Source organism: Bergeyella zoohelcum ATCC 43767, assembly GCF_000301075.1.
Classification (GTDB): Bacteria; Bacteroidota; Bacteroidia; order Flavobacteriales; family Weeksellaceae; genus Bergeyella; species Bergeyella zoohelcum.
Genome location: NZ_JH932293.1, coordinates 668,344 through 692,996, shown reverse-complemented (window position 1 = coordinate 692,996; position 24,653 = coordinate 668,344). Strand labels below are relative to the sequence as shown.

The 24,653-nt window shown below is 37.0% G+C and carries 27 protein-coding genes, 2 tRNA genes and 1 pseudogene; 16 read left to right on the top strand and 14 right to left on the bottom strand.

Annotated features, from left to right (window positions below; translation table 11 throughout):
* The 6 genes from HMPREF9699_RS03200 (at position 1) to HMPREF9699_RS03180 (ending at position 4,421) form a co-directional block, all read left to right on the top strand.
* The gene (locus tag HMPREF9699_RS03200; protein ID WP_002662369.1) at positions 1–846 is read left to right on the top strand and encodes a glycosyltransferase family 2 protein; all 846 of its coding nucleotides are present in this window, start codon (positions 1–3) and stop codon (positions 844–846) included.
* An 81-nt stretch (positions 847–927) separates the two neighbouring features.
* Complete coding sequence (gene lnt, locus HMPREF9699_RS03195; RefSeq protein ID WP_002662368.1) at positions 928–2,553, top strand: apolipoprotein N-acyltransferase; 1,626 nt, start codon at positions 928–930, stop codon at positions 2,551–2,553.
* Positions 2,554–2,676: 123 nt separating this feature from the next.
* Complete coding sequence (gene rpmB, locus HMPREF9699_RS03190; RefSeq protein ID WP_002662367.1) at positions 2,677–2,916, top strand: 50S ribosomal protein L28; 240 nt, start codon at positions 2,677–2,679, stop codon at positions 2,914–2,916.
* Between the two features lie 8 nt (positions 2,917–2,924).
* Positions 2,925–3,107 (top strand): 50S ribosomal protein L33, encoded by a 183-nt coding sequence (gene rpmG / locus HMPREF9699_RS03185; protein WP_002662366.1) that lies wholly within the window; start codon positions 2,925–2,927, stop codon positions 3,105–3,107.
* Between the two features lie 21 nt (positions 3,108–3,128).
* A complete protein-coding gene (locus HMPREF9699_RS10950; protein ID WP_002662365.1) occupies positions 3,129–3,281 on the top strand; it encodes a DUF4295 domain-containing protein in 153 nt (50 codons plus the stop codon).
* Positions 3,282–3,446: 165 nt separating this feature from the next.
* Complete coding sequence (locus HMPREF9699_RS03180; protein ID WP_002661810.1) at positions 3,447–4,421, top strand: IS256 family transposase, variant Zn-binding type; 975 nt, start codon at positions 3,447–3,449, stop codon at positions 4,419–4,421.
* Between the two features lie 262 nt (positions 4,422–4,683).
* Here the strand turns inward: HMPREF9699_RS03180 and HMPREF9699_RS03175 are convergent, their stop codons facing one another.
* The 7 genes from HMPREF9699_RS03175 to HMPREF9699_RS03150 all read right to left on the bottom strand — a co-directional run bounded on the left by HMPREF9699_RS03175 (position 4,684) and on the right by HMPREF9699_RS03150 (position 10,347).
* Positions 4,684–5,451 carry a UDP-2,3-diacylglucosamine diphosphatase gene (locus HMPREF9699_RS03175; RefSeq protein ID WP_002662363.1) on the bottom strand — a complete coding sequence of 256 codons (768 nt, stop codon included), beginning with the start codon at positions 5,449–5,451 and terminating at the stop codon, positions 4,684–4,686.
* Positions 5,452–5,538: 87 nt separating this feature from the next.
* Positions 5,539–5,985 carry a 6-pyruvoyl trahydropterin synthase family protein gene (locus tag HMPREF9699_RS03170; protein WP_002662362.1) on the bottom strand — a complete coding sequence of 149 codons (447 nt, stop codon included), beginning with the start codon at positions 5,983–5,985 and terminating at the stop codon, positions 5,539–5,541.
* 95 nt (positions 5,986–6,080) lie between these two features.
* Positions 6,081–6,155 (bottom strand) — tRNA-Val (locus HMPREF9699_RS03165).
* 31 nt (positions 6,156–6,186) lie between these two features.
* Positions 6,187–6,261: transfer RNA gene (locus HMPREF9699_RS03160), tRNA-Val, on the bottom strand.
* Positions 6,262–6,311: 50 nt separating this feature from the next.
* Positions 6,312–7,550, bottom strand: a complete 1,239-nt coding sequence (locus tag HMPREF9699_RS03155) for a bifunctional folylpolyglutamate synthase/dihydrofolate synthase (protein ID WP_002662360.1) — start codon at positions 7,548–7,550, stop codon at positions 6,312–6,314.
* 419 nt (positions 7,551–7,969) lie between these two features.
* Complete coding sequence (locus HMPREF9699_RS10945; RefSeq protein WP_260182297.1) at positions 7,970–8,224, bottom strand: transposase; 255 nt, start codon at positions 8,222–8,224, stop codon at positions 7,970–7,972.
* Between the two features lie 266 nt (positions 8,225–8,490).
* A complete protein-coding gene (locus tag HMPREF9699_RS03150; protein ID WP_002662359.1) occupies positions 8,491–10,347 on the bottom strand; it encodes a hypothetical protein in 1,857 nt (618 codons plus the stop codon).
* 215 nt (positions 10,348–10,562) lie between these two features.
* Here HMPREF9699_RS03150 and HMPREF9699_RS03145 point away from each other — a divergent pair, with 215 nt between their 5' ends.
* From HMPREF9699_RS03145 to HMPREF9699_RS03130, 4 genes are all read left to right on the top strand, one after another.
* Positions 10,563–11,279: a polyprenol monophosphomannose synthase gene (locus HMPREF9699_RS03145; protein WP_002662358.1), complete on the top strand. Its 717-nt coding sequence runs from the start codon at positions 10,563–10,565 to the stop codon at positions 11,277–11,279.
* Position 11,280: 1 nt separating this feature from the next.
* A complete protein-coding gene (locus HMPREF9699_RS03140) occupies positions 11,281–11,643 on the top strand; it encodes a DUF4296 domain-containing protein (RefSeq protein WP_002662356.1) in 363 nt (120 codons plus the stop codon).
* The gene (tgt, locus tag HMPREF9699_RS03135) at positions 11,643–12,776 is read left to right on the top strand and encodes a tRNA guanosine(34) transglycosylase Tgt (RefSeq protein ID WP_002662354.1); all 1,134 of its coding nucleotides are present in this window, start codon (positions 11,643–11,645) and stop codon (positions 12,774–12,776) included. The genes HMPREF9699_RS03140 and tgt overlap by 1 nt, the downstream gene beginning before the upstream one ends.
* Positions 12,777–12,921: 145 nt before the next feature.
* On the top strand, positions 12,922–14,016 hold the full coding sequence (locus HMPREF9699_RS03130; protein ID WP_002662352.1) for an LptF/LptG family permease: 1,095 nt from the start codon (positions 12,922–12,924) through the stop codon (positions 14,014–14,016).
* Here HMPREF9699_RS03130 and HMPREF9699_RS03125 read toward each other — a convergent pair.
* The gene (locus HMPREF9699_RS03125; RefSeq protein WP_002662351.1) at positions 14,010–14,726 is read right to left on the bottom strand and encodes a biotin--[acetyl-CoA-carboxylase] ligase; all 717 of its coding nucleotides are present in this window, start codon (positions 14,724–14,726) and stop codon (positions 14,010–14,012) included. The two genes, HMPREF9699_RS03130 and HMPREF9699_RS03125, sit on opposite strands and share 7 nt — an antisense overlap.
* A gap of 70 nt (positions 14,727–14,796) precedes the next feature.
* Here HMPREF9699_RS03125 and rsfS point away from each other — a divergent pair, with 70 nt between their 5' ends.
* From rsfS to HMPREF9699_RS03100, 5 genes are all read left to right on the top strand, one after another.
* The gene (rsfS, locus tag HMPREF9699_RS03120) at positions 14,797–15,159 is read left to right on the top strand and encodes a ribosome silencing factor (protein ID WP_002662350.1); all 363 of its coding nucleotides are present in this window, start codon (positions 14,797–14,799) and stop codon (positions 15,157–15,159) included.
* A 28-nt stretch (positions 15,160–15,187) separates the two neighbouring features.
* Positions 15,188–17,179: an ATP-dependent zinc metalloprotease FtsH gene (gene ftsH, locus HMPREF9699_RS03115; RefSeq protein ID WP_002662349.1), complete on the top strand. Its 1,992-nt coding sequence runs from the start codon at positions 15,188–15,190 to the stop codon at positions 17,177–17,179.
* A gap of 106 nt (positions 17,180–17,285) precedes the next feature.
* Complete coding sequence (locus HMPREF9699_RS03110; protein WP_172539693.1) at positions 17,286–17,867, top strand: LUD domain-containing protein; 582 nt, start codon at positions 17,286–17,288, stop codon at positions 17,865–17,867.
* Positions 17,868–17,886: 19 nt separating this feature from the next.
* Positions 17,887–18,759, top strand: a complete 873-nt coding sequence (locus HMPREF9699_RS03105; RefSeq protein ID WP_002662347.1) for a phosphatidate cytidylyltransferase — start codon at positions 17,887–17,889, stop codon at positions 18,757–18,759.
* A gap of 31 nt (positions 18,760–18,790) precedes the next feature.
* A complete protein-coding gene (locus tag HMPREF9699_RS03100) occupies positions 18,791–19,441 on the top strand; it encodes a phosphatidylserine decarboxylase family protein (protein WP_002662346.1) in 651 nt (216 codons plus the stop codon).
* Positions 19,442–19,473: 32 nt separating this feature from the next.
* Here HMPREF9699_RS03100 and HMPREF9699_RS03095 read toward each other — a convergent pair whose 3' ends face one another.
* The 5 genes from HMPREF9699_RS03095 to HMPREF9699_RS03075 form a co-directional block, all read right to left on the bottom strand.
* On the bottom strand, positions 19,474–19,821 hold the full coding sequence (locus HMPREF9699_RS03095; RefSeq protein ID WP_002662345.1) for a DUF3817 domain-containing protein: 348 nt from the start codon (positions 19,819–19,821) through the stop codon (positions 19,474–19,476).
* Positions 19,822–19,827: 6 nt separating this feature from the next.
* On the bottom strand, positions 19,828–20,412 hold the full coding sequence (gene nadD / locus HMPREF9699_RS03090) for a nicotinate (nicotinamide) nucleotide adenylyltransferase (RefSeq protein WP_002662344.1): 585 nt from the start codon (positions 20,410–20,412) through the stop codon (positions 19,828–19,830).
* A 36-nt stretch (positions 20,413–20,448) separates the two neighbouring features.
* Positions 20,449–22,158, bottom strand: a complete 1,710-nt coding sequence (gene recJ / locus HMPREF9699_RS03085; protein ID WP_002662343.1) for a single-stranded-DNA-specific exonuclease RecJ — start codon at positions 22,156–22,158, stop codon at positions 20,449–20,451.
* A gap of 192 nt (positions 22,159–22,350) precedes the next feature.
* A complete protein-coding gene (locus tag HMPREF9699_RS03080; protein ID WP_002662342.1) occupies positions 22,351–22,848 on the bottom strand; it encodes a DUF6691 family protein in 498 nt (165 codons plus the stop codon).
* 11 nt (positions 22,849–22,859) lie between these two features.
* On the bottom strand, positions 22,860–23,429 hold the full coding sequence (locus HMPREF9699_RS03075) for a YeeE/YedE family protein (RefSeq protein ID WP_002662340.1): 570 nt from the start codon (positions 23,427–23,429) through the stop codon (positions 22,860–22,862).
* Positions 23,430–23,685: 256 nt separating this feature from the next.
* Between HMPREF9699_RS03075 and HMPREF9699_RS03070 the strand changes: the two genes are divergently transcribed.
* On the top strand, positions 23,686–24,123 hold the full coding sequence (locus tag HMPREF9699_RS03070; protein WP_002662338.1) for a universal stress protein: 438 nt from the start codon (positions 23,686–23,688) through the stop codon (positions 24,121–24,123).
* A 296-nt stretch (positions 24,124–24,419) separates the two neighbouring features.
* On the opposite strand, the pseudogene HMPREF9699_RS11165 reads toward HMPREF9699_RS03070, so the two are convergent.
* Positions 24,420–24,653, bottom strand: a pseudogene (locus tag HMPREF9699_RS11165) (IS256 family transposase, variant Zn-binding type); the annotation flags it as partial.

Sequence of the window (24,653 nt, the reverse complement as noted above, 5' to 3'; positions counted from 1 at the left end):
ATGCCTGTTACCCTGAGTATCATCATTGTTCACTATAATGTAGCACAGCACCTAGAGCAGTGTTTGCTTTCTATACAGAGATTTGCTAAGGGGATTACTCATGAAGTGATTGTGGTGGATAACGCTTCTCCTAACAAGGATTGGAAAAGACTTATTCCGCAATTTTCTTCAACTAATTTTTTAGTTTCTGATGAGAATTTAGGTTTTTCTAAAGCGAATAATCTAGGGGTAAAACATGCACATGGTAAATATATTCTTCTCCTCAATCCTGATACAGAGTTTTTAGATGACTCTATAGAGAAGGTAATTCATTTTGCTGAAAAACAGGAAAAATTAGGCTGTATCGGTGTAAGATTGGTAGATGTAGATCATCAATTTCATCCTGAGAGTAAACGCTCAGTTCCGAACTTGTCAGATTCTTTTACCAAACTTTTTTTTCCAAAAAAGCAAAATGCTAGAGGCTATTATAGAAATGATATTCCTCAGAGTGCCATTGCTCCTGTGGAAGTGGTGACAGGTGCGTATTTACTATGCGAAAAAGAAAAATACCAAAGAATAGGAGGATTAGATGAAGCGTATTTTATGTATGGAGAAGATATAGATTTATGCTATACTTTTTTACAGCATGGTTATACTAACTGGTACTATGGGGCTTCCACGGTACTTCACTACAAAGGAGAAAGCACCGTAAAAGATGAGGTATATCTAGAAAGATTTTATGGTGCCATGCAAATTTTTTCTAAAAAATACCATTATCCTCAAAGTAAACTGAAATATCTATTGGTGCTTCTGGGACTCAAAATAAAACGATGGATGGCAGAAAGGAAGCTACACAAAGCTAATTAATTTCATCATCTTGTTACAGCTGTTCGCTTTTTGACTTTCTCATGTCTTTATTGTAATTTTGCTTCTTAATTACAATGTTTTATGCAGTATCTTATTTTGTCTCTCATTTCGGGGGTTCTTTTATCCCTTTCTTGGCCTACTTACGGAATACCATTTTTCATATTTTTTGCACTTGTCCCTTTATTATTAGCAGAACATCAGCTTAGGCTTTTTTCTTCTACTCAATATAAAGGCTGGAAAATTTTTGGGCTTTCCTATCTCACATTTTTAATATGGAATGCGGTAACCACAGGCTGGCTGTATCATGCCCAGAGTCCAGACGGAACCCCTTCCTTGATGGCGGTTTTGTTCCCTGTATTGGTGAATAGCCTTTTGTATGCCTCGGTATTTTCCTTTTACTCTTTTTTCAAAAAAATGAAAGGAACCTATTGGGGATTAGCTTTTTTGATAAGTATCTGGATGGCATTTGAGAAGTTTCATCTCGAGTGGGAGTTCACTTGGCCGTGGCTTAATCTGGGGAATGCTTTTGCTGAATATCCTAAGCTCATTCAGTGGTATGATACGCTAGGGGCTACGGGAGGTTCATTATGGATATTGATAGCCAATGTTTTTCTTTTTTATACGATTAGAATATGGCAAGCGGAAAGAAGCAGAAAAGAACTCATCAAAAATGCAAGTATCTATATAGGTATTATGGTAATACCGATGCTCATTTCTTGGTATAAATATTACCACTTTGATTTTCAATCTAAAGGAGAGGTTAGCGTACTCATGCTACAGCCAGAATTAGATCCTTATACTGAGAAATACACCAAAGATTCATTACAAATTACCGAGGAACTTTTGGCATTGGCTGCGGAGAATGCCAAAGGTCAGATAGATGTGTTTCTTGCTCCTGAGACGGCACTTCCAGGGTATGGCTCATATTCAGAAAAGGGAATAGGGAATAGTGTTACACTGAAAAGTATTCAAGAGTTTGTTCGGCAGCATCCTAAGTCGGTGTTTATTGCGGGGTTATCTACCCATCGGGTTTTTCCTATAGATGAAGCCCCCGCTAATGCCTATCAATATGATCAGTATGCCGCTGAAAGTTATAACTCTGCCATACAGATTACTCAGAGCGGATTATCCGAGATTTATCACAAAGGAAAGCTGGTGCCTGGGGTAGAGATTTTTCCATATATGCATTTGCTAAAACCTATATTAGGGGATGCTATGCTGAATTTTGGAGGTACTATAGCTTCATTAGGTAGAGATAAAGAAAGAATGGTGTTTGCCAATCCTTACAATAAAATGAAGGCAGCCCCTATTATATGCTATGAAAGTATTTATGGTGAATTTACTACCGAATATGTAAAAAAAGGAGCCAATCTCCTTGCCATTGTTACCAATGACAGTTGGTGGGGGGTGAGTGAGGGGCATAGGCAGTTGCTTTCTTATGCCAGACTGAGAGCCATAGAAACGCGTAGAGAAATTGTTCGTTCTGCCAATAGTGGTATGTCTGCCAAGATTAATGCTTTAGGAGAAGTAGAGGAGCATACGCTATATGGAGACCGTACCACGCTTTTTTCTAAAGCACAGCTTTATGAGGAGCATACATTCTATACAAAGACAGGAGACTGGATTTCGAGAGTGGCTATTTTCGTGCTGGGATTCATTATTTTCTACACATGGATTCAATGGGTGAGAAAAAAAATTAAATGGTAACCCCTTTCACGAAGACTGAAAATATAAATTTCAAGAAATATTTTTATAAGTATTTGTATATGTAAGAAATATTACTTAGTTTTGCACACTCAAATAATTAAGTCGAATAAAGAACATCGAGATATGTCAAGAATTTGCCAAATAACAGGAAAGAGAGCTATGGTGGGGAACCATGTATCTCATGCCAACAACAAAACGAAGCGTCGTTTTGAGATTAATTTGTTGGAGAAAAAGTTTTATCTTCCAGAGACTGAAGAAAGCGTAACGCTAAAAGTATCAGCTCATGGATTAAGAGTAATCAATAAGATAGGTATCGAGGAAGCGATAGAAAGAGCAAAGAGAAACGGTTTTATTAAAAAATAATAGGAATCATGGCAAAAAAAGGAAATAGAGTACAGGTAATATTGGAATGTACAGAGCAAAAAGAAGCCGGCGTTCCAGGAATGAGCCGTTATATTACCACTAAAAATAAGAAAAATACTACGGAAAGATTGGAACTTAAAAAATACAATCCTTTCTTGAAGAAAGTAACCGTACACAAAGAAATTAAATAATCACTATTAAAGAACCATACAATGGCAAAGAAAGTAGTAGCAACGCTTAAAGATGGATCATCTAAAAAGATGACGAAAGTAGTGAAAATGGTAAAGTCTCCTAAAACTGGAGCTTATGTTTTCGAAGAAAAAGTAATGAATGCTGATGATGTAGATGCATTCTTAAAGAAATAATCTTTTGAAAAGATTCTCATACTAAAAAGAAAGCTGCCTATCAAGGTAGCTTTCTTTTTTTTAGACAATATAACAAAAAATGGTGCTTAAAAACCTTGTAAAGCATTGTCTTTTATAGACTTATAAGAGTTATAATGAAAGTGGTTTCATTATAACTCTTATTTTATGTCCAAAACGAATAAAAAATGTCCAGTTTGTGATTCTAATCACATCATCAAAAAAGGAAAAAGAAATGGAAAACAACGCTTTCAATGTGGAGATTGTCAGGCAAATTTTACGATTAAAAACATTGGTGTAAAAAGAAAAAATCAATTCATTTGGTTCAGAAAATGGATAATGGAAAGGCAAGTCTATAAAACCCTTTCGAGGGATAGCTCAATGAGCCAATCTACCCTTCAAAACCTCTTTAAACATTACCTTTCACAAGTTCCTACCCTCAGCATCAAAAGCAAGACAAAGGTTCATCTCTTGATTGATGGCACCTACTTTTCCAATGGATTATGCCTGATACTCTACTACGATTATGACATTCGATATGTGCAACTTTACCGCCAAACCAACAAGGAAAAACTTCGTGATATAAAGCAAGATTTGGAAAACTTAAAGAAGCTGAATGTGGCAGTTTACAGTGTAACCTGCGATGGGCATAAATCTATTTTAGGAGCGGTAAAAAAGGTGTTTCCAGAGGTGATTATCCAAAGATGTTTAGTGCATATTAAACGACAGATTAAGAACTATTTAAGTGGTAGCCCAAAACATTTTATTAGCCAACAGCTTTTGTGTTTATCCAAAGAAATTACGCATCTAAAAACCAATGAACAGGCTAACGATTGGGTAAATAGATTTTACCAGTGGTATGTTGAAAATCAATATTTTATAGAAGAAAAATCAATGAATGAAGAATCTGGATTTCAGTGGTTTAAACATAAAAATCTACACTTAGCTACTTATCATATTATCAATGCCTTACCCAATATGTTTGCATATCTGAAAGATAGTGAAATCCCTTATACTACCAATCGTTTAGAAGCCTATTTTACGCATTTGAAAGAGAAATTAACCTTGCATAGAGGACTTCGTTTTGAGGCTAAAAAGAACTTTATAAAATGGTATTTATATTTTAAAAATCAAGGGGGATAAGGTTTTTTTAGCCATAGGGTTCATCCGATAGTTTTAATAAAAAAGGGTGAGAAAAACTCACCCCTAAAACTATCGTTTTGAACATTGATTGTATTGCTGACAATGAACTATGTTCGTAACCTTCGTAAAAGCTATTCGCTTTTTCTCGCTTATTCCTCAGCAGAGCTTGTTTCCTCTTCCAATCAATGTGCGAAATATAAGCATTTTTTATCAATTATAAAAGTACCATTTTTTACCACATTGCCTTTTTTTAAACTTATTGTTAACCTTCGAATTTCTTTAATTCAAATTTTTCTGAAAATTCCCCATAAGTAAAATAGGAAATCCAATCGCCAAGGTTAATGTATTGAGAAGTATTCTCTTTTAAATCTAATACCATGGGAAGATGGCGGTGTCCGAAGATGAAATAATCATAATGGGCTGTTTCTAATTTCTTTTTGCAATATTGAATCAGAAACTCTTTGTCTTCGCCTAAAAATTTTTCATCTTCTTTGCCCGAAATCATTTTATTTTGGGTGGAAAGATAAGTGGCTATCTTCATGGAAATATCAGGGTGTATCCATCGGAAAGCCCATTGTGCCAATGGGTGGGTAAAAAGTTTTTTCATCCTCTTATAGCCTTTGTCTCCAGGGCCTAATCCGTCACCATGAGCTAAGAGCATTTTTTTACCTTGAATATGAAATATTTGTTTGTTTTGGAAAACAGTGCATCCAATTTCTGTTTCAAAATAATCTCTCACCCAAAGGTCATGATTGCCCGTGAAGAAATAAATCTGAATACCTTGGTCTTGCATCTCTGCAAGTTTTCCTAATATTCTCACGAAACCTCTGGGAACTACAAACTTCCAATCGTGCCAGAAATCAAACAAATCTCCCATGATGAAAAGGGCTTGTGCGTCTTTTTCTATCATTTTTAACCATGAAAGAAACTTCAGCTCTCTCGGCTTGCTCAGTGCAGGAGTAGGAGCACCAAGGTGATGATCAGAGCAGAAATATACCTTTTTACCTGATTGAAGTTCAATGGTATGCATTGAAAAAGTGATTATGGATTAGAAAGTAGGTTTTAATAAATCATTTTTTTGATTCTGATAAGAACTACATCTTATGAAAGATGAGTTTTATTCATTGTCTTCGGCAAACCATTCACCGTAAGAATTTTCAGTTTCGTGGAGTTTTAGATAGGCTAAAGAGACGGTCTCTGGTAACCTGCGTTGAATTTTTTGTGCAATATCTAAAAGCATATTTTCACAGGTAGGCTGATAGGGGCAAAATATTACTTTGTGTCCCCTGGTTTCCAAATCTTTACCTAAATCTACATGTGGAGATGCAGCATTTACCAAAACAGCATGATCCCAAGCATCTACAATTTCTTCTTTTACAATGCTTTTAATGTCCCCAAAGTCTATCACCATTCCGTTTTTACAATGGTTAATATCATTGATGGGAGTCCCTTTTACTGTAACAAAGAGTTTATAAGAATGTCCATGCATGTTCTTACACTTGCCATCGTAATTGTAAAGTACATGTGCAGTTTCAAAAGTGAATATCTTAGTAATACGAATCATGGTGCAAAGGTACGAAAATGGTAAATCTGACGAAATGAATTGGCAAGTCAATTGTTATAAAAACAAAAAAACCTTAGCACTATGCTAAGGTTTTGTGGGTTCTGAGGGATTCGAACCCCCGACCCTCTGGGTGTAAACCAGATGCTCTGAACCAACTGAGCTAAGAACCCGATTTTTTTTGAAAGGTATCGTTCCTTTTTGTGGGTTCTGAGGGATTCGAACCCCCGACCCTCTGGGTGTAAACCAGATGCTCTGAACCAACTGAGCTAAGAACCCGACTTTCGTCTTATTACTCGTTTTGAGTGGTGCAAATATACGACTATTTTTTATACCACCAAATTTTTTTCTAAAAAATCTCCTACTACAAAGTTACTTCCACCGATGAAAATCATTTCATTTTCCATACATTCTTGTTTTGCAGTGAGATATCCTTCGTTTACTTCATTAAAAATTTTGTACTTAATTCCTGATTTTTTCAGTTGCTCTTCATATTCTTTGGGGGGTCTGCCTCTAAAAATGGAGGGTTTTACGAAATAATATTCCGCATTTTTGGGAAGTATTTGGAGTACTTCGTCTATTTTTTTGTCATTCACAAAGCCTAAAACCATTCTTTTGTATTGAGGCATGGTTTCGAGTTGGGCGAAAACTTCTTCTAATCCTGCCTGATTATGTCCCGTATCACATATGGTAAGTGGTTGTTGAGAGAATTCGTACCATCTTCCGATGAAATTTGTGTTTTTTTGCACATTTTTGAGTCCATGGATGATGGCAGATTCAGAAATAGTAATGCCCATTCGTTTTAATTCCTCTATCAGTGCGATGGCTACGCGGATATTTTTTTGTTGGTATTTTCCTTGTAAATCGGTTTCGTATTGGTGGGAAATCGTGGTAGCATCTATCCATTGGGCTGTATTTTCTTCTGCTTTTTTTCGGATGATATTTTTTACCAAAGGATTTTCGTCTCCAGAAATAATGGGCGTGTGAGGCTTTATGATTCCCGCTTTTTCAGCCGCTATTTCTTCTATGGTCTCGCCCAAAATATTTTGATGGTCGAGGGCTACATTGGTGATGGCGGAAATCATCGGTTGGATAATATTAGTGGAGTCTAATCTGCCTCCAAGTCCTACTTCAATGATGGCAAAATCTACATTTTGCTGACGAAAATATTCAAATGCCATAATGGTAGTGAATTCAAAGAAAGACGGTAAAATAGTTTCGGGGAGGTTTTTTAGCCGTTGAATAAAATCGTACACGAATGTTTTTTCTGCGTTTTTACCATTTACTTTGATTCTTTCAGTAAAATCTATAAGATGAGGAGAATTGTAGAGACCTACTTTATAGCCTTGTTCCTGTAGAATAGAAGCAAGCATATTGCTGGTGGAGCCTTTACCGTTGGTGCCTCCAATATGAATGGTTTTCAGTGTTGCTTGTGGATTACCAAAAAAGTTACACAGTTTAATGATATTACCTAAGCCTGGTTTGTATGCTTTTTGTCCATCAATTTGATAGTTGGGCATTTGTACGAATAGCCACTCAATGGCGTTTTGGTATTGTTCTTTCGTCATTGTGAAAAGTAAAAAGCAAAAATAAGGTATTTTAATGGATAGGAATTTTAAATTTTTAAAAAGAAATTAGATATTGTATAATGTGCAAAGTATAATGTACAATGATTTTAGAAATGAGAAGTTGGAAAGCAGAGGTTAGAAAGCTAAAAAGTTAAAAACCAGAAGCTATTCGCAATTCACTAAAAGCCAATCGCTCAAATCCCACTTCATGAACTGGACCCAGCGGGGTCAAATGTATATAGCAATAACAAACATCCAAAGACCTTTGCAAGAACCGTTTACCCTCTATTTTCTCATATTCGGATGATTTTTTTAGAAAATCACATATTTAAAAACAGAAAACAGATGATTTTTTGGTGTTTTTTGTCAATTTTTCGAGTGTTTTCCCTTAAAAACACTCTTTTTTTTGCCTTTTTTCATTAAAAAGCAGGAAGTATCTCCATTTTCGGACTTCGCTTCAGATTGTAGGCAATGGCTTCCAAAATATGTTGCGTGTGTACCTTGTCTAGGTCTTTTAAACGCGTCTGCCCCACACCAAACCATCGCTTTTGACTCCCAAAAGTACGCTCTACTACCCAATGCGTCTTAGAAATCAACTTGTTAAACACTTTCTCCCATTTACTTAGCGACTTTTCATCCGAGGCGGAGAGTCCTTTTTGATGGTGTTTGTCGATGATAGCAGAAATGGATTTCCAATCAATAATGGTATCGACCTGTGAGAAAGAGCCTTTTCAGGTGCGTCTTTCCACATCGTAAGCAGCAAAGGACATAGCAGATAGGGTTTTGGTGCGTTTTACAAGACATAATATACGAAATAATCACCTAACAATCAATTTTTTAAATGATTTTTCTCATTTTTTTACTGTGCAAAGGTCTCGTACTATAAAAAATAAGGCCATCCTTTTTGGATAGCCTATTTTTGTTATTAAGGGTGTGTTTTTTATGGATGAAGATCTACCCAATAAGTACCATTACAACCTTGGAATTTTTTAGAAGCAGTATGAAAGCGAAGTGTTCCTTGAGTTTCATTAGTACATGTGGTAGCAGTAGTACCTATTTTGATTCCTCCTATTACCTCTAATCTTTCTTTGGGTTCATAATCACTAGGCACTCCAATTGCAAGCTTTCCTTCATCTGTAAGCATCATTTGAGATCTATTATCCGTAGGAGTTCCATCTGTCTTTTGTCCATAAGACCAAAACTGAAGAGAGTTGGTATATTGATTTCCTGTAGTTTGCTTTCCTAAGTTGTAGATTTTCCATTTTGTAGCTAATTTACCATCAGCATTAATTTTGCTATCATTCGATAATACTACATGACCTCCAATATTTGCATTTATGCTAGAGCGGATAGCACCAGCTACTTCTAATTTTTCTTCTGGTTTATAAGTTCCTATCCCTACTTTAGGTCCTTGTGCTGTGTCGTTTCCTAATAGGATGGTATTGCTATCTGCATTAGGAGTATTAGGAACAGCAAGATCTGTATCGTTAGTTTGTACTGGAGGTGCCATTCTGTGTCCAATAAAAATGGTGTTATTAAATCCAGCATTATTATCAATCCATTGATTGTCAATATTTCCTATATGCATATTTCCATTTCCTCCGAGAATGAAAGTTCCAGGCATATAACCTACACCTGTATTGTAATCTCCTTTAGAATGATACAAACCACGATAACCTAGTGATAAGTTTCCAATACCCACTTCGTTAGTACGCATACTCTCAAATCCCATAGCAATATTGTATCTTCCTGTGGTATTGTTTTCTAAAGCTTTAGCATTAAGTGCAATATTGGACTCCCCAGAAATGTTTTTATTTAGAGTTTGATTTCCTAATGCCAAATTGTTTCCACCTGTCGTATTAGAAGACATTGAAGGAGCTCCCATGGAGATATTATAACTACCAGTAGTATTTTTTTCTAAAACCTTGTATCCAATAGCGGTGTTATATACACCAGTAGTGTTGAGTTTAAGTGCAGATTGACCAATAGCAGTGTTACCTTGTGCAGTAGTGTTCTCTGAGAGAGCGTCTACGCCAATTGCCACATTGTTACTTCCTGTGGTATTTTTAGGTAAGGCATTGGTGCCTATCGCAGTGTTAAATTTTCCTTCAGTATTTGCTTTTAAAGCATTAGTCCCTAGGGCTGTGTTACTAGATCCACTAGTAGTTGCTGCCATAGCATCTCCTCCTATCGCTATATTATGGTTTCCATTGTTTTTAGAAAGTGCATTGTTTCCTATTGCCACATTACTAAAAGCGGTACTCAATGAGCCCAGAGCATTAGCTCCCATAGCTACATTATTACTCCCCGTAGTTATAGCGTTCAAAGAACCTTTACCAATTGCTACATTGCTTTCACCCGTCCCTGCACTGGTTCCAGTGCCGCCTACCCCAGCGTCCATGGTAATATGGTTACTATTACCTACTCTTCTAAGGTCGGTTTCAAATTTTCCAGATACGCGTACCCATCGGCTATCGTTGAGGTTGCTATTCCACTCCCAATAGTAGTATCCCGCACCTGATATTAGTTCATAGTTGCCCACTCTTTCAGAAGTAGAAATCTCTTCTGTAATAAAAGCCAACATAGAGTGTTGGTTTGCTGTTAAACTTGGCGTAATGTTTTTTACTAGAGTAGCGTTAAGTCTTGGAATCAAAATTCCTTTTGCATTGTCTGCAGTAATGGCGTTAATATCCATTGCAGCTTTCGGCTCATGGGTATTTACCCCTACCCTTCCAGTTTGTGCGTACGCCATGGCACCTAATAATAGGCTAAATGCAGCTATTGTACTTTTCATCATTGTGTAATTTTTATTCTTTTTTAAATTCTATTTTTTTTACAGCTCGGCATTACGAACAAAAACCGTGCCGTAGTTTTTTCAAATGATTTAGAACATGAGTGAAAAGAGATACACTAAATGAGAACATTGTGTACTTGTAGATTTAGGAAGTGGAGTATATTTCAAATAATGTCTTATTTCAAAACAAAACTCTATCTTTGTCCCATCAAAATATCATGAAGAAGCTCGTTATCATTCCTACTTATAATGAAAAAGAAAATATTGATGCTATTATCCGTGCGGTAATGGCATTAGAACAACAGTTTCATGTTTTGGTAGTGGATGATTCCTCCCCAGATGGAACAGCGGAGATAGTGAGAGCACTCCAGAAAGATTTTCCTGAATATCTACATTTATCTGTCAGAAAAAACAAAGATGGACTGGGGAAGGCGTATCTGCATGGTTTTCAGTGGGCACTACAGAATGGTTATGATTATATCTTTGAAATGGATGCAGACTTTTCCCACAATCCTGCGGATTTACCTAAACTCTATGCAGCATGTTTAGAAAGCGATATGAGCATCGGGTCTAGGTATAAAAATGGTGTGAATGTAGTGAATTGGCCCATGGGGAGGGTGTTACTCTCTTATTTTGCATCTCAATATGTACGATTCGTTCTTGGAATTCCCATTCATGATACTACAGCAGGTTTCGTTTGTTTTAGCAGAAAGGTGCTGGAAGGTATAGGTCTAGAGAAAGTAAAGCTCAAAGGGTATGGTTTTCAGATAGAAATGAAGTACAGAGCATATAAGAAAGGGTTTAAAATTACAGAAGTTCCCATTGTATTTACCAATAGGGTGTTGGGAGAGAGTAAAATGAATGGAGGAATCATTGGCGAAGCGGTATTGGGCGTGCTTAATCTCCGAAAAAAAGCAATCTTTAATCAGTTGTAACATGAAGAAAATATTTCCATTCATTGTGCTATTGGGGCTTATTGCTTGTGCTGAGTATATTGCATCGCCTAAGAATCAACTCTCTAAAGAAGAAATGGCGGGTATCATTGCAGAGCTGAGTCTCAATGAACAAACACTTTTCGTTCAGCCTAAAGGCTCTACAGAAGAGGGAGCTTATTTCATATTTAAAAAATACAATATTAGTAGCCAAGACTTCAAAGACAACTATACCTATTATTTGGCAAAAAAAGAGATGCCTAAAATTTTAGATAAAGCACAAAAGAAAATTATAGAAATGCACCCGAAAGCAAAGGAGCATATACAGCAAGAAGATAAATTACAAAACGCAGAAAGACCTGAATAATGAAGAAAATTTTTAATATCGATAAAGCCACTGAAGGAAAGGCAAGAGCAGGAGTGATTACTACGGACCATGGTGAAATTCAGACCCCTATTTTTATGCCCGTAGGAACGGTGGCAAGCGTGAAAACGGTACACCAAAGAGAACTGAGAGAAGATATTAAAGCCCAAATTATCCTTGGAAATACCTATCATCTTTATTTGAGACCAGGTATGGAAGTGATGGAAGCTGCGGGAGGACTGCATCAATTTATGAATTGGCAAAAACCTATTCTTACAGATTCTGGTGGATTTCAGGTGTTTTCATTGGCAGATTCCAGAAAAATCACCGAAGAAGGAGCGAAGTTTAAATCCCATATTGATGGGAGCTATCATTTTATCTCTCCTGAAATTTCTATGGAAATTCAAAGGAAAATAGGTGCGGATATTTTAATGGCTTTTGATGAATGTACCCCTTATCCATGTGAGTATCATCAAGCGAAAAAATCTATGGAGATGACGCACCGTTGGCTCAAAAGATGTATGGATTGGTGCGAAGAAAATCCGCCTATTTATGGGCATCAACAGTATCTTTTCCCTATCGTTCAAGGTTCTACCTATTCTGATTTGAGAAAAATTTCTGCCGAAGTCATTTCTGAAGCGGATTGCGCAGGAAATGCCATTGGCGGGCTATCTGTAGGAGAGCCAGAAGAGGAAATGTATAGAATTACCGATGAAGTAACAGATATACTCCCGAAAGAAAAACCGCGTTATCTGATGGGGGTGGGTACGCCTTGGAATATATTGGAATCCATAGGGTTAGGGATAGATATGATGGATTGTGTAATGCCTACTAGAAATGCCCGAAACGGAATGCTTTTTACATGGGATGGCGTTATTAATATCCGAAATGAAAAATGGAAAAAAGATTTCTCACCATTAGATGAATCGGGGACGGCTTTTGTAGATTTTGAATATTCCAAAGCCTATCTCAGACATCTTTTCGTGGCGAAGGAATATCTTGGGAAGCAAATAGCAAGTATTCATAATTTGGCTTTTTATCTTGATTTAGTTACTCAGGCAAGAAAACATATTTTGGCAGGAGATTTCTATGAGTGGAAAAATACCGTAGTACCGAGACTGAGACAGAGAAGATGATTAACATGAAGTTGGAAATTAGAAATTGTACGATGTACAAAGTATAATGACATAAATTAGAAGTCTATAGTTTACGGTCTGCTGTTTATTTATTTTTAGAAGTCAGTAAGTTAATTGCTAGCAGTCATATGCTCATCTTATTAGTATGAAAATCATAGATCGCTATATCATTAAGAAATATTTGGGCACATTTACTTTCATGTTGCTCTTGCTTTCTATTGTGGTCTTCGTCATTGATGTTCAGGCGAAAAAACCAAGAATAGATGCCAGTGATTATGAGTTATCCGATTTTCTGATTGGGTTTTATCCTTTTTGGATTATTTACCTTATTATGACTTTTATGTCTATACTCGTATTTATTTCGGTGATTTATTTTACTTCTAGAATTGCCAATAATACGGAGATTGTAGCTATTATTAGTTCGGGAGTCAGTTTTCATCGGTTTGCTAAACCTTATCTTCTCACTTCTTTATTCATTGGTGTGATTTCTTTGGGGATTAATCATTTCGTCCTTCCTTGGGCGAATACCAAGAAAAATGCTATGGAGCCTTATATCATGAATGCCATGGATAGGGAAAAGGTGATGGGCTCGGCACCTATTGCTACGCAAATTTCTAAGGATGAATATCTGTTCATAGATTATTATAATAAAGGGGAAAAAAGGGGAAGTGGCTTTTCATACAAAAAATACGATAAGGATAGGAAGTTAACTTACCAACTGCTTTCTTCAGAGATTTCATGGAATGCTGAGAAAAAGGTGTTTGTCCTTAATAATTATTTTGAAAAAACATTCTTACCGAAAGATAGGCAGAAAATAAACAATGGTCATCAGATAGAAAAATCTTTTGGTTTTCCACCTGAAGAGCTTTTCCCAGATCAGCTTATCGGGCAAAATAAAGTAACGCCCGAGCTGATGAGGTTTATCCAAAGAGAGAGGGAAAAAGGAAATAGTCATCTGAATACTTACCTCAATGACCTCCATCAGCGTACTTCTATGCCTGTTTCTATTGTGATTCTTACCGTATTAGCACTCTCATTATCCTCTCAAAAAAGAAGGGGCGGAATAGGGATGAACCTCGCTATTGGGATTCTATTAGCGTTTATTTTTGTATTTTCATTTGAAGCATTAAAAGTCGTTGCCGAGAAAAATGTCATTCCTCCACTGCTTGCCATGTGGCTTCCTAATATGGTTTTCGCTCCACTGGCGGCAGTGCTGTACTGGAAAAGAGCTAATCAATAAAGCATCTTAATTTCTTTGTGGTAAAAAGATTTCAGCCCGTCATGTTCTAATTCTACGATAAGATTGCCGTTGGTATCCATCATTTGAATAATGCCATTTTGTCTGATGTCGTTTGTTTCAAATACAGCGATTTTTCCTCTTTTGAATAGGTGTGAATTATACTGATGAAGTAGATTTTCTATAGATAAGATGTCTTTGCTTTTCTCCGTTAAAAACGCATGAAAATCTGACGCTAAAGTATGTAAATCTAGCTTTTTTTTAGTCTGTGTAAAGAGGGAGCCTGCATGCGGAAAAGCATCGAAGTTTTTTTGCAAGACATTGATGCCTATCCCGAAAATATAGTAGTGTATATTACGGACTTTCTTTTTTTCAATGAGCATTCCCGAGATTTTTTTTTGTTTCAAAATCAAATCATTCGGCCACTTGATTTCTACCTTTTCATCGGTGATGTGCGAAAGAAAATCCCTTGCCATCAGTGTACACCAAAGCATTGTCCAAAAATCATCGTCATGAAATAGTGTAGTAGGTAGGGCTGAAGAGAAAGCGATATTTTCTGCCTTAGAAGATTGCCACTGATTACCGTAAGTGCCCCTCCCTTGGGTTTGATGAAAGGTGTAAACGGAGGTGATTGCAGTAGCGTGTTCGGGTAAAAAATGGAGAATTTCATCATTCGTAGATGAACATTCTGTCAGATAACATAAGGTAGGCATACTTTTGGCTTCATAATATGCTCTAAAAGTAAGAAAAAAACAATAAATTTGTACGATATTTCAAAATAGAATGACAGAAAAAACTAAAAAAGAGGCACTTATTCATCAAATTATTGATGCCATCCAAGACACTAAAGGCGAAGACATCATGGTTTTTGACCTTTCTAATATAGAAAATGCCGTAGCAGAAACATTCATTATCTGTAGTGGAAATTCTAATACTCAGGTTTCCGCCATCGCTGGAAATGTAGAAAAGAAAGTAAGAAACGAACTCAAAGAAAGACCTTGGCATGTAGAGGGTACTGAAAATGGACTTTGGGTGTTAGTAGATTATGTTTCTGTGGTGGTGCATATTTTCCAAAGACATATCCGTGAATATTATGAGATAGAGGAACTGTGGGGAGATGCTAAAGTAACCAAAATAGAATCATAAATAATTTTCAATCATAATCATTTTTTTCATGAATAATAAAGGTTTTAATTGGTTTTTTCCAATAGCAATTTTGGCACTTTTCCTTTTTTTCGGAAAAGATATGTTCTTCTCAGAGCCTACCAATAAAATATCTGAGGATGAATTTATTACGCTAATGCAAGATGGGAAAGTTCAAAGTATAAAAGTGTATAGAGATAATTACACCGCTGATGTTTTTCTTACCCAGCAAGCAAAGGCAGCAAGTGTAGAAAATGCAAAACAAGAAAATAATCCTTTCTCAGGATTTACCACCGCTCCTAAGGTGGACAGAGTGGTGCAGTACGGAGATTTATCCCTATTTCTTTCTAAAATAGATGAAGTAAAAAAGGCCAATCCTGAAATAAAAACTACCCATACGGTAGGAACGGCAGGTTCAGTATTCCAAGAAGTGATGATTCAGATTCTTATAGGAATCACTATTATGATGATTGTTTACTATGTTTTCTTCCGTAAAATGATGTCTGGAGGTGGAGCGGGTGGACAAATTTTCTCCATCGGAAAATCCCGAGCCAAGGTCTTTGACGAAAAAACAAAAGTGAAAGTAACTTTCCAAGATGTAGCAGGAATGGAAGGTGCGAAGGAGGAAGTACAGGAGGTGGTAGATTTCCTTAAAAACTCTGAAAAATATACCAAATTGGGAGGTAAAATACCGAAAGGAGTACTTCTGGTGGGGCCTCCAGGAACAGGTAAAACCCTATTGGCAAAGGCAGTGGCTGGAGAAGCGGAAGTGCCTTTCTTCTCCCTTTCGGGGTCTGATTTTGTGGAAATGTTCGTAGGGGTAGGGGCTTCCAGAGTGAGAGATTTGTTCGCTCAGGCAAAAGCAAAATCTCCGTCGATTATTTTCATTGATGAGATTGATGCCATCGGTAGAGCCCGAGGAGGTAAAAATATTACTGGCGGAAATGATGAGAGGGAAAATACATTGAATCAATTGCTTACAGAAATGGACGGCTTTGGTACAGATACGAATGTTATTGTGATGGCAGCTACTAACCGTGCAGATATTTTGGACAAAGCATTGATGCGTGCAGGAAGGTTTGACCGTTCTATCTTTGTGGATTTACCAGAACTCCATGAAAGAGAACAAATCTTTGATGTTCATCTGGCAAAAATTAAAATCGATACCTCAGTAGATAGAAAGTTTTTAGCGAAACAAACCCCAGGATTTAGTGGTGCCGATATTGCTAATGTTTGTAACGAAGCAGCACTAGTAGCTGCCAGAAACGGTCATGAATCGGTAACGAAACAAGATTTCTTAGACGCCGTGGATAGAATCATCGGTGGGTTAGAAAAGAAAAATAAAGCCATTAAACCTTCGGAGAAGAAGAGAGTGGCTTTTCATGAGGCAGGGCATGCTACAGTATCTTGGCTTTTGGAACACGCAGCACCGCTTTTAAAAGTAACTATTGTGCCGAGAGGAAGGTCTCTAGGAGCGGCTTGGTATTTGCCTGAGGAACGCTCACTTACCACTACTGAACAAATGCTAGATGAAATGTGTGCCACCCTAGGAGGTAGAGCTGCGGAGCAAGTAGTGCTGGGGAATATCTCTACAGGGGCTTTGTCTGACTTGGAAAGAGTAACGAAACAAGCACAAGCCATGGTAACCATCTATGGGCTGAATAAGAAAGTGGGGAATATCTCCTACTATGATAGTTCAGGACAGAGCGAGTTTAGCTTCGGAAAACCTTATTCAGAAGAGACCGCGAAAATCATTGATCAAGAAATCTCAGCCATCATAGAAAATCAATACCAAAGGGCAGTAGATATTTTAACCAATAACCGAGAAAAATTAGATGCCTTGGCAAATAAGCTTCTGGAAAAAGAGGTGATATTCCGCGAAGATTTGGAAGAAATATTTGGTCAAAGAGCGTGGGATCCAGAACTTACAGAAAAACCAGTGAGTAATGCTCCCCAAGTACAAGCAACCTTGGAACCGCATGAGGTAGAGGATAAATCTCAGGATGAACAGCAGAATGCTTAAATACCAATTAAAAAATCTAACTTTTAGCAAGTTAGATTTTTTTTTATAGAATCCTATTTACATTAAAACAAAATTATTATTTTTGTAAAACCAACAGTTTGTGCAATTGGAATTTTTCAAGAAACTTTTAAAAAAAATTATTAACCCTCATGAAGAGGAAGAAGCTCAGACCCTAGAGGATTTGGGTGACTCCCTTCGTAATGCAGATTTAGACTATCGTTTTGCACAGCTCTTTACACATTCGGGAGGCTTTTTTAATTACTGTGCTGATGAGTCTGAAGCACTAAGTATTCTTCAGCAAATCATTAAGGCTGAAGGGATTAGTTCTTTTTTTGCTTGGGATGAAGACCTTAAGAATTTCCTTAATGTAATCAAAGTGCCTTATACAGAAGCACTAGAAACGCATAATGATGCAGCGTTTATTACCTGCGAGTATCTCATTGCATATGATGGTAAAATAGTGCTCTCTCATAATAATATTAAGCACTATAATTCAGCCCGATTGCCTTCAAAAATCATTATCATGGCCACGGTTTCTCAGATTGTTACCAATCTGAATGATGCTATGGGCAAAATAAAGCGGGCAGGAAGTGTGAAAAACCTTACTTCCATCAGTGGAAATCAAAATAAATTAGACACTTCTAGTCCAGTAAATCAAAAACTATTTTTACTACTCTTAGAAGATTAATTTTTCAATATTTATTATTTTGGACAAAAATTTTACTCAGCGAAGCCTTTCTGGGATAGTCTATGTAGCCTTGCTCGTATTTTGTGTACATCCTATAGGGGCAGATTTGCTCTATCGTTTTTTTTCCATTAATATCGCTCAGGCGTATTTATATTTTGGGCTGATTACGCTTCTTACCTTGGGCTGTTTATGGGAAGTCTTTAATATTTTGAAATTTGGCAAAAGCTACGAGAGATGGCTGGTCTTTCCCTTAGGGGCTTTTGTTTTTTATCTCTTTGCCAAGCGATATTTTGGCTATGATTTCTATTTTAATTTCAGAGTTTCAGAGATGCTGGCACTTTCGCTTATTGGCATTGCAGCGGTAACGGTATTTAAATTCGTACAAGAGCTCTATTATGATAATGGAAAGCTCATCTTTGCTGTTATTTATGCGGTTTTACCTTTTGGCTTTGCGTTGGGATTGCCTCAGGTGTCTTTTATGGAAGGTGGTTTTAGTAAAGAAGTTTTTTATCTTTTCATTTTGATTTGGAGCAGTGATACTTTTGCGTACATTGCAGGAAGACTTTTCGGGAAGCATAAAATGGCCCCTAAAATCAGTCCGAAAAAAACTTGGGAAGGTTTTGCAGGAGGGGTTTTGCTTACACTTGTATTATCATTTTTTATTCAGTCTTATTCGGAGGAAATGCGAGGGAATTGGATGGTTGTAGGGGTATTGGTAGCCGTATTTGCTCCGCTGGGAGATTTGGTGGAGAGCCAGCTGAAAAGAAGTTTTGGGGTCAAAGATTCTGGAAATATTATACCAGGGCATGGCGGAATACTGGATCGGTTAGATAGTTTTATTATTTGCGTACCTGTTGTATATTTGTACTTTGTTTTAGACCGATGGATATAAGTGAAAAATTAAAAATGAATAATCAAATAAAATGAAATTACATAAAGAATCTAAGGGAACGATACTCGTAGCCAGTATAGTATTTGCAGTTGTAGCGTTCTTAGCGGTAAGGTTTTTAGAGGAATGGTCATTATTTATCATTATTCCGCTTTTGGTAGTGTACGGATTGGTGTTTTGGTTCTTCCGAGTACCCCACCGAGCTATACTGGAACATAGAAAGGAAGTGATAGCCCCTGTAGATGGAAAAGTGGTGATGATTAAGGAAGTGGAAGAGAATGAGTTTCTGAGTGGTAAGGCCGTACAGGTATCTATATTTATGTCCCCGCTCAATGTACACATTTGTAGATATCCTGTATCTGGAAAAGTGGTGTACAAGAAATACCACCCTGGGAAATATCTGGTAGCTTGGCATGAAAAATCATCTACAGAAAATGAACGAACAACGGTAGCTGTGGAAACCGAAGATGCCCATAAAGTAGTGTTTAGGCAAATTGCAGGGTATGTGGCCAGAAGAATTGTTTTCTACTGTAATGAAAATGATGAAGCCAAAGCGGGGCATGAATTTGGATTTATCAAATTTGGTTCTAGGATGGATGTGTTTTTACCACTAGATACCAAAATCCTTTGTAAAATAGGAGACAAAACCAAAGGAGGCGTAGATGTAATCGCAGAGATGACTTAGATAAGAATATAGACGGTGAAATGCCGTCTTTTTTATTCCTCATTTCTATCCAATTGGGCTAATTTTTTATCTACCCAAATGGTAGCGAAAGGGAAGAATGCAGAGAGCAAGGCAAACACAAAATCCTCATCATCCCAATCATAAATTTTCCTTGCAGGAAGGCAAAGTAGGAGGTACAAAGTGAAAAACAAACCATGGATATTCCCTACAATAATGATGAAAATGGTAGATGCTAAGCTGTCATCATAGCGTTTCCAAATCATAGCAATACCGTAGAGTAAAAAACAAGAAATGGCTTCCCAGAGACAGGTTTTTTTAAACCAAACCATGAGTTTATCATCGCCGTATCTTTGTCTTAATTTTTCTACAAAAGTTTTCATCATTAATTATTTATAAAATGAACTGCCATCTAAATAGTCAAATACTTCTGGGGGAAGCATAGGACGAACATTTTTGTTTTCTTTAATCATATTCCTAATTTGTGTAGCAGAGAGCTCTATGATAGGAGCATCTATTTTTTGTATAGTAGGAAGCTCTAGCAGCTTTTTTCCTGCTGAGGTAGTTTCGGTGAGCCTAGGATACACATAGATAGGATAATGAGCGATGAGTACATCTGCATTTTTCCATTTTTGGAGTCCAGATAGGTTGTCTTCGCCCATGATGAGACTGAATGTATAGGAAGGATGTCTTTCTTTCAGATACGCAAGCGTATCTATGGTATAGCTGGGCTGTGGCAGTGAAAATTCTATATTACTGGCTTTCATATTGGGGTAATTTTTCAGTGCCAGTTCCACCATATAGAGTCTATTTTGGTCATTTAGCAATGTTTTTTTCTCTTTAAAAGGATTGTGAGGCGTTACCACGAACCATATTTCGTCTAAATTTGAAAATTCTAAAATATGATTGGCTAAGATGATGTGTCCGATATGGATAGGATTAAACGAACCGAAAAATAAACCTATTTGTTTCATATATGATGTGGTATTAATACTTTGGGAAAGAATGATTTAGTCAATGAATTTCACATCTCGGATGCTGAAATAATGTGTTACATTTCCTTTCCAGTGGTTTTCTTCTAAGGTAAAAGCGATATCAAAACTTTTATTTCTGAAATCTTCCGCAAATTTTCCAAGTTTAAAGCCCACACATTCAAAGTTTTTAGCAGTAGCACTTTTGATATGAAATTTGAGATGATTATTATCTTTTCCCATCGTTTTCACATATCCTGCCACTTTTTGGTTTTTTAGTACGAAAATGGGTTTCATGTTTTGAGGTCCAAATGGAGCGAGTTTTCGGTGAAAGCTGATGAACTCTCTATTTAATTCTTCGATTTGAATTTCGGAATCAATCGTGATAGAGGGGGATTTTTGGTGTTCCTGAATTTGTTCAGCTACTACTTGTTCAAATTTTTTCTTGAATGTTTCAAATTTTTCAGGTCTCATAGAAAGTCCTGCAGCGGCCTGATGTCCACCGAATTTTAGGAAATATTCTGAACAGCTATCTAAGGCGGCGTGGACATCAAAATCAGATACAGATCTTGCAGAAGCTACCAGTTCATTATCAGAGCCTTGAGTGAAGACTAAGGTGGGTTTATAATAAGTTTCCGTTAGTCTGGAGGCTACAATTCCTATCACCCCTTTATTCCAATTTGGGTCATATACTATGGTGGTGTAGTTATTTTCCTGTCCTGTTTCTTTCACTTGTTTTATGGCAGATACGGTAGATTCTGTATCCAGCTCTCTTCTTTCGTCATTGAGATTTTTAATGTCATCTACAATTTGGTGAGCGTGTTTCAAGTTGTCAGAAATCATCAGTTCCACCGCCGCTTTTCCATGAGAAATTCTACCAGCAGCATTGATTTTCGGAGCGATCTCAAAAACGATATTCGAGATATCAAAAGTAGCCAATTTCTCCTCAGGGATGAGGAGTCTGAGTCCTAAATTTCTGGTTTTTCTGAGGGTTTTTAGTCCTATTTTTGCCAGTTGTCTATTCTCTCCCGTCATTGCCACAATGTCTGCGGCAATGGAAATGGCCAATAAATCTGTTAATTCATACAGTTCATTATCAGGAATTCGGTAGATGCTATTGAGTCCTTGGCACAGTTTAAAGCCCACGCCGCAACCTGAAAGTTCTTTATAGGGATATCGGCAGTCTTTTCTTTTAGGGTCTAGTACGGCGTATGCGTTGGGGATTTGCTCACCAGGAAGGTGGTGATCACAGATGATAAAATCAATGCCCAATTCATTGGCATAGTCTATTTTATCCAATGCTTTAATTCCACAGTCTAAGGCAATGATGAGGCTGAAATTATGAGCATGGGCAAAGTCTATCCCTTCGGTAGAGATGCCATAACCTTCGGCATTTCTATCAGGAATATAAAAGTCTAAGTATTTTTTTTCTACTATTTTAGAAAGGTAGAGGTACATCAGTGCTACAGCGGTAGTACCATCTACATCATAATCTCCATAGACCAGTATTTTTTCACCATTCTCTATTGCCGTAGCTATTCTTCCTACGGCTTTTTGCATATCGGTCATCAAAAAAGGATTATGGATATCTTCCATTTTAGGTTTGAAAAATTCCCTTGCCTTTTCATAATTATCAATACCTCTCATCACTAAAAGTTTGGATTCGAAAGTTCCAAATCCCAGTGACATACTGAGGCCATCTACAATTTCTTCATCGGGTTCGGGATTATAAATCCATTTTTGACTCATCATGTAGCAAATTTAGTAAAAAATATTGGCTTTAGCCGATTGGTTTTTGGTATTTAGCCAATGGCTGGTATATAAAGCACTTTGTCACAGTAGTAATACCGTGACAATGTTTCGTAAGTGAATAAGGTATTTTTATTTTGTTATACATATCGCTTTGGTGAAAGTCTAAACACTTATGACTAAAGCAGATGACTAGTGAGGTAGTTTTTCTCTAAATTTACCATAGACCCAAGTTCCTGCAATGGCACTGAGCAGGGTAATAATGATGACAGTAGCCCCCGTTCCTATCTGTGCAAAAAGAGGCCCAGGACAGGCACCGGTAATTGCCCAGCCAAAACCGAATAGGAGCCCCCCATAGATTTGTCCTTTGTTAAACTCTTTAGGAGCAATTCGGATAGGTTCTCCGTAGATGGTTTTGATATTCCATTTTTTAATGATCAATACAGAGAGCATTCCTGTAATGACAGCACTACCGATGATGCCGTACATGTGAAAAGACTGAAAACGAAACATTTCCTGAATTCTAAACCAGCTGATAACTTCGGCTTTCACGAAAAGAATGCCAAAGAGTATCCCTACGAAGAGGTATTTTAGATTATGATACCAATGGTGCTGGAGCTGGCTTTCATTCACGCAGATGGCATCTTGTTCACGCAGTTGTAAATCGTTATTATCGTTTAGATGATTCATAGTATAAGATTTTAAAGTGAAAGGATAATAGGTAAGATGAAATTGGCCATGATTAAGCCTCCTATCATAAAACATATAGTAGCAACGAGAGATGGCCATTGTAAATTAGAAAGCCCCATGATGGAGTGTCCACTGGTACATCCTCCTGCATAGCGAGTCCCGAACCCTACTAAAAATCCACCTACTACCATGGTAAGTATTCCCCTAAGGGTAAATAGCGATTCCCAGCTGAAGAGGTCTTCGGGAACCAAATTGTCATAATGAGTAATCCCGTAAGTGGAAAGCTCTGATACTAAATCAGGATGTACGGTGATAGGTGCTGGATTGGATAAAAAGTTAGCAGAAATTACACCTCCTAAGAAAATACCAAAGACGAAGAATAAATTCCATACCTCTTTTCGCCAATTGTATTTGAAGAAGGGAATATTAGTAGGCACACACGCTGCACAGATATGTCTGAGCGATGAACTTATCCCGAAAGATTTATTGCCTAATATTAATAATGCAGGTACGGTAAGCCCAATGAGTGGTCCTGCCACATACCAAGGCCAAGGAGACCTAATGAGTTCTAAAATATCCATTATTTTATTTTTTTTAGACAAAAATGAGATAATTTGCTGAAATATTCGGTAACTTATGTTACAAAAGAGTGCTTTTGCTTTTCCTTATCCTGATGATTTATGTGCTTTTATCGGAATTAGAAATCTAATCATGAGTACATCAAGCGTATTTGTTCATGGCGAGCAATAATAAGGGGAGTGAAAATTCTTTCTTATCAATATTTTGCTGATGTGCAGTTTTTTTCGTACATTTATATCATCATTAATACTTTGAAATATGAAAAAAATAGTAGTTCCTGTAGATTTTTCGGCACAGAATAAAAAGTTGATTTCTTATGCCGTGGATTTTGCCAAAATGATTCATGCTAAAATTACACTATTACATGTAGCCTCTATGGATATAGGCTATGCCATAGGAGATTTGGGATACCAATACATTCCAGAAGTGGAAAATACTGTTTTAGAAGATGAAGCAAAAAAACTTGATGAACTGAAACTAGAGGTAGAGCAAATGGGCGTGAGCTGCGAAAGACAATTACTCCAAGGCATACCGAGTGTAGCAATTTTAGATTTTGTGAAGAAAGCACATACTGATTTTTTAGTGGTAGGCTCTCATGGTAGAAGTGGTTTTTATGATGTTTTTGTGGGAAGTTTAACCAAAGAGCTAACCCAAAAGGCTCCTATTCCTGTACTCGTAGTTCCCGTACATGAATAAACAACCAAACGACCAACAAAACCCCGCAGTGTTTACTCGGGGTTTATTTTTGGCAATGTGGTAAAAAATGGTACTTTTATAATTGATAAAAAATGCTTATATTTCGCACATTGATTGGAAGAGGAAACAAGCTCTGCTGAGGAATAAGCGAGAAAAAGCGAATAGCTTTTACGAAGGTTACGAACATAGTTCATTGTCAGCAATACAATCAATGTTCAAAACGATAGTTTTAGGGGTGAGTTTTTCTCACCCTTTTTTATTAAAACTATCGGATGAACCCTATGGCTAAAAAAACCTTATCCCCCTTGATTTTTAAAATATAAATACCATTTTATAAAGTTCTTTTTAGCCTCAAAACGAAGTCCTCTATGCAAGGTTAATTTCTCTTTCAAATGCGTAAAATAGGCTTCTAAACGATTGGTAGTATAAGGGATTTCACTATCTTTCAGATATGCAAACATATTGGGTAAGGCATTGATAATATGATAAGTAGCTAAGTGTAGATTTTTATGTTTAAACCACTGAAATCC

What these genes read in the sequence shown, in the direction of transcription:
- HMPREF9699_RS03200 (WP_002662369.1), top strand. Translation starts at nt 1, where the DNA reads ATGCCTGTTACCCTGAGTATCATCATTGTTCACTATAATGTAGCACAG.
- lnt (WP_002662368.1), top strand. Translation starts at nt 928, where the DNA reads ATGCAGTATCTTATTTTGTCTCTCATTTCGGGGGTTCTTTTATCCCTT.
- rpmB (WP_002662367.1), top strand. Translation starts at nt 2,677, where the DNA reads ATGTCAAGAATTTGCCAAATAACAGGAAAGAGAGCTATGGTGGGGAAC.
- rpmG (WP_002662366.1), top strand. Translation starts at nt 2,925, where the DNA reads ATGGCAAAAAAAGGAAATAGAGTACAGGTAATATTGGAATGTACAGAG.
- HMPREF9699_RS10950 (WP_002662365.1), top strand. Translation starts at nt 3,129, where the DNA reads ATGGCAAAGAAAGTAGTAGCAACGCTTAAAGATGGATCATCTAAAAAG.
- HMPREF9699_RS03180 (WP_002661810.1), top strand. Translation starts at nt 3,447, where the DNA reads ATGTCCAAAACGAATAAAAAATGTCCAGTTTGTGATTCTAATCACATC.
- HMPREF9699_RS03175 (WP_002662363.1), bottom strand. Translation starts at nt 5,451, where the DNA reads ATGCATACCATTGAACTTCAATCAGGTAAAAAGGTATATTTCTGCTCT.
- HMPREF9699_RS03170 (WP_002662362.1), bottom strand. Translation starts at nt 5,985, where the DNA reads ATGATTCGTATTACTAAGATATTCACTTTTGAAACTGCACATGTACTT.
- HMPREF9699_RS03155 (WP_002662360.1), bottom strand. Translation starts at nt 7,550, where the DNA reads ATGACGAAAGAACAATACCAAAACGCCATTGAGTGGCTATTCGTACAA.
- HMPREF9699_RS03150 (WP_002662359.1), bottom strand. Translation starts at nt 10,347, where the DNA reads ATGATGAAAAGTACAATAGCTGCATTTAGCCTATTATTAGGTGCCATG.
- HMPREF9699_RS03145 (WP_002662358.1), top strand. Translation starts at nt 10,563, where the DNA reads ATGAAGAAGCTCGTTATCATTCCTACTTATAATGAAAAAGAAAATATT.
- HMPREF9699_RS03140 (WP_002662356.1), top strand. Translation starts at nt 11,281, where the DNA reads ATGAAGAAAATATTTCCATTCATTGTGCTATTGGGGCTTATTGCTTGT.
- tgt (WP_002662354.1), top strand. Translation starts at nt 11,643, where the DNA reads ATGAAGAAAATTTTTAATATCGATAAAGCCACTGAAGGAAAGGCAAGA.
- HMPREF9699_RS03130 (WP_002662352.1), top strand. Translation starts at nt 12,922, where the DNA reads ATGAAAATCATAGATCGCTATATCATTAAGAAATATTTGGGCACATTT.
- HMPREF9699_RS03125 (WP_002662351.1), bottom strand. Translation starts at nt 14,726, where the DNA reads ATGCCTACCTTATGTTATCTGACAGAATGTTCATCTACGAATGATGAA.
- rsfS (WP_002662350.1), top strand. Translation starts at nt 14,797, where the DNA reads ATGACAGAAAAAACTAAAAAAGAGGCACTTATTCATCAAATTATTGAT.
- ftsH (WP_002662349.1), top strand. Translation starts at nt 15,188, where the DNA reads ATGAATAATAAAGGTTTTAATTGGTTTTTTCCAATAGCAATTTTGGCA.
- HMPREF9699_RS03100 (WP_002662346.1), top strand. Translation starts at nt 18,791, where the DNA reads ATGAAATTACATAAAGAATCTAAGGGAACGATACTCGTAGCCAGTATA.
- HMPREF9699_RS03095 (WP_002662345.1), bottom strand. Translation starts at nt 19,821, where the DNA reads ATGAAAACTTTTGTAGAAAAATTAAGACAAAGATACGGCGATGATAAA.
- nadD (WP_002662344.1), bottom strand. Translation starts at nt 20,412, where the DNA reads ATGAAACAAATAGGTTTATTTTTCGGTTCGTTTAATCCTATCCATATC.
- recJ (WP_002662343.1), bottom strand. Translation starts at nt 22,158, where the DNA reads ATGAGTCAAAAATGGATTTATAATCCCGAACCCGATGAAGAAATTGTA.
- HMPREF9699_RS03080 (WP_002662342.1), bottom strand. Translation starts at nt 22,848, where the DNA reads ATGAATCATCTAAACGATAATAACGATTTACAACTGCGTGAACAAGAT.
- HMPREF9699_RS03075 (WP_002662340.1), bottom strand. Translation starts at nt 23,429, where the DNA reads ATGGATATTTTAGAACTCATTAGGTCTCCTTGGCCTTGGTATGTGGCA.
- HMPREF9699_RS03070 (WP_002662338.1), top strand. Translation starts at nt 23,686, where the DNA reads ATGAAAAAAATAGTAGTTCCTGTAGATTTTTCGGCACAGAATAAAAAG.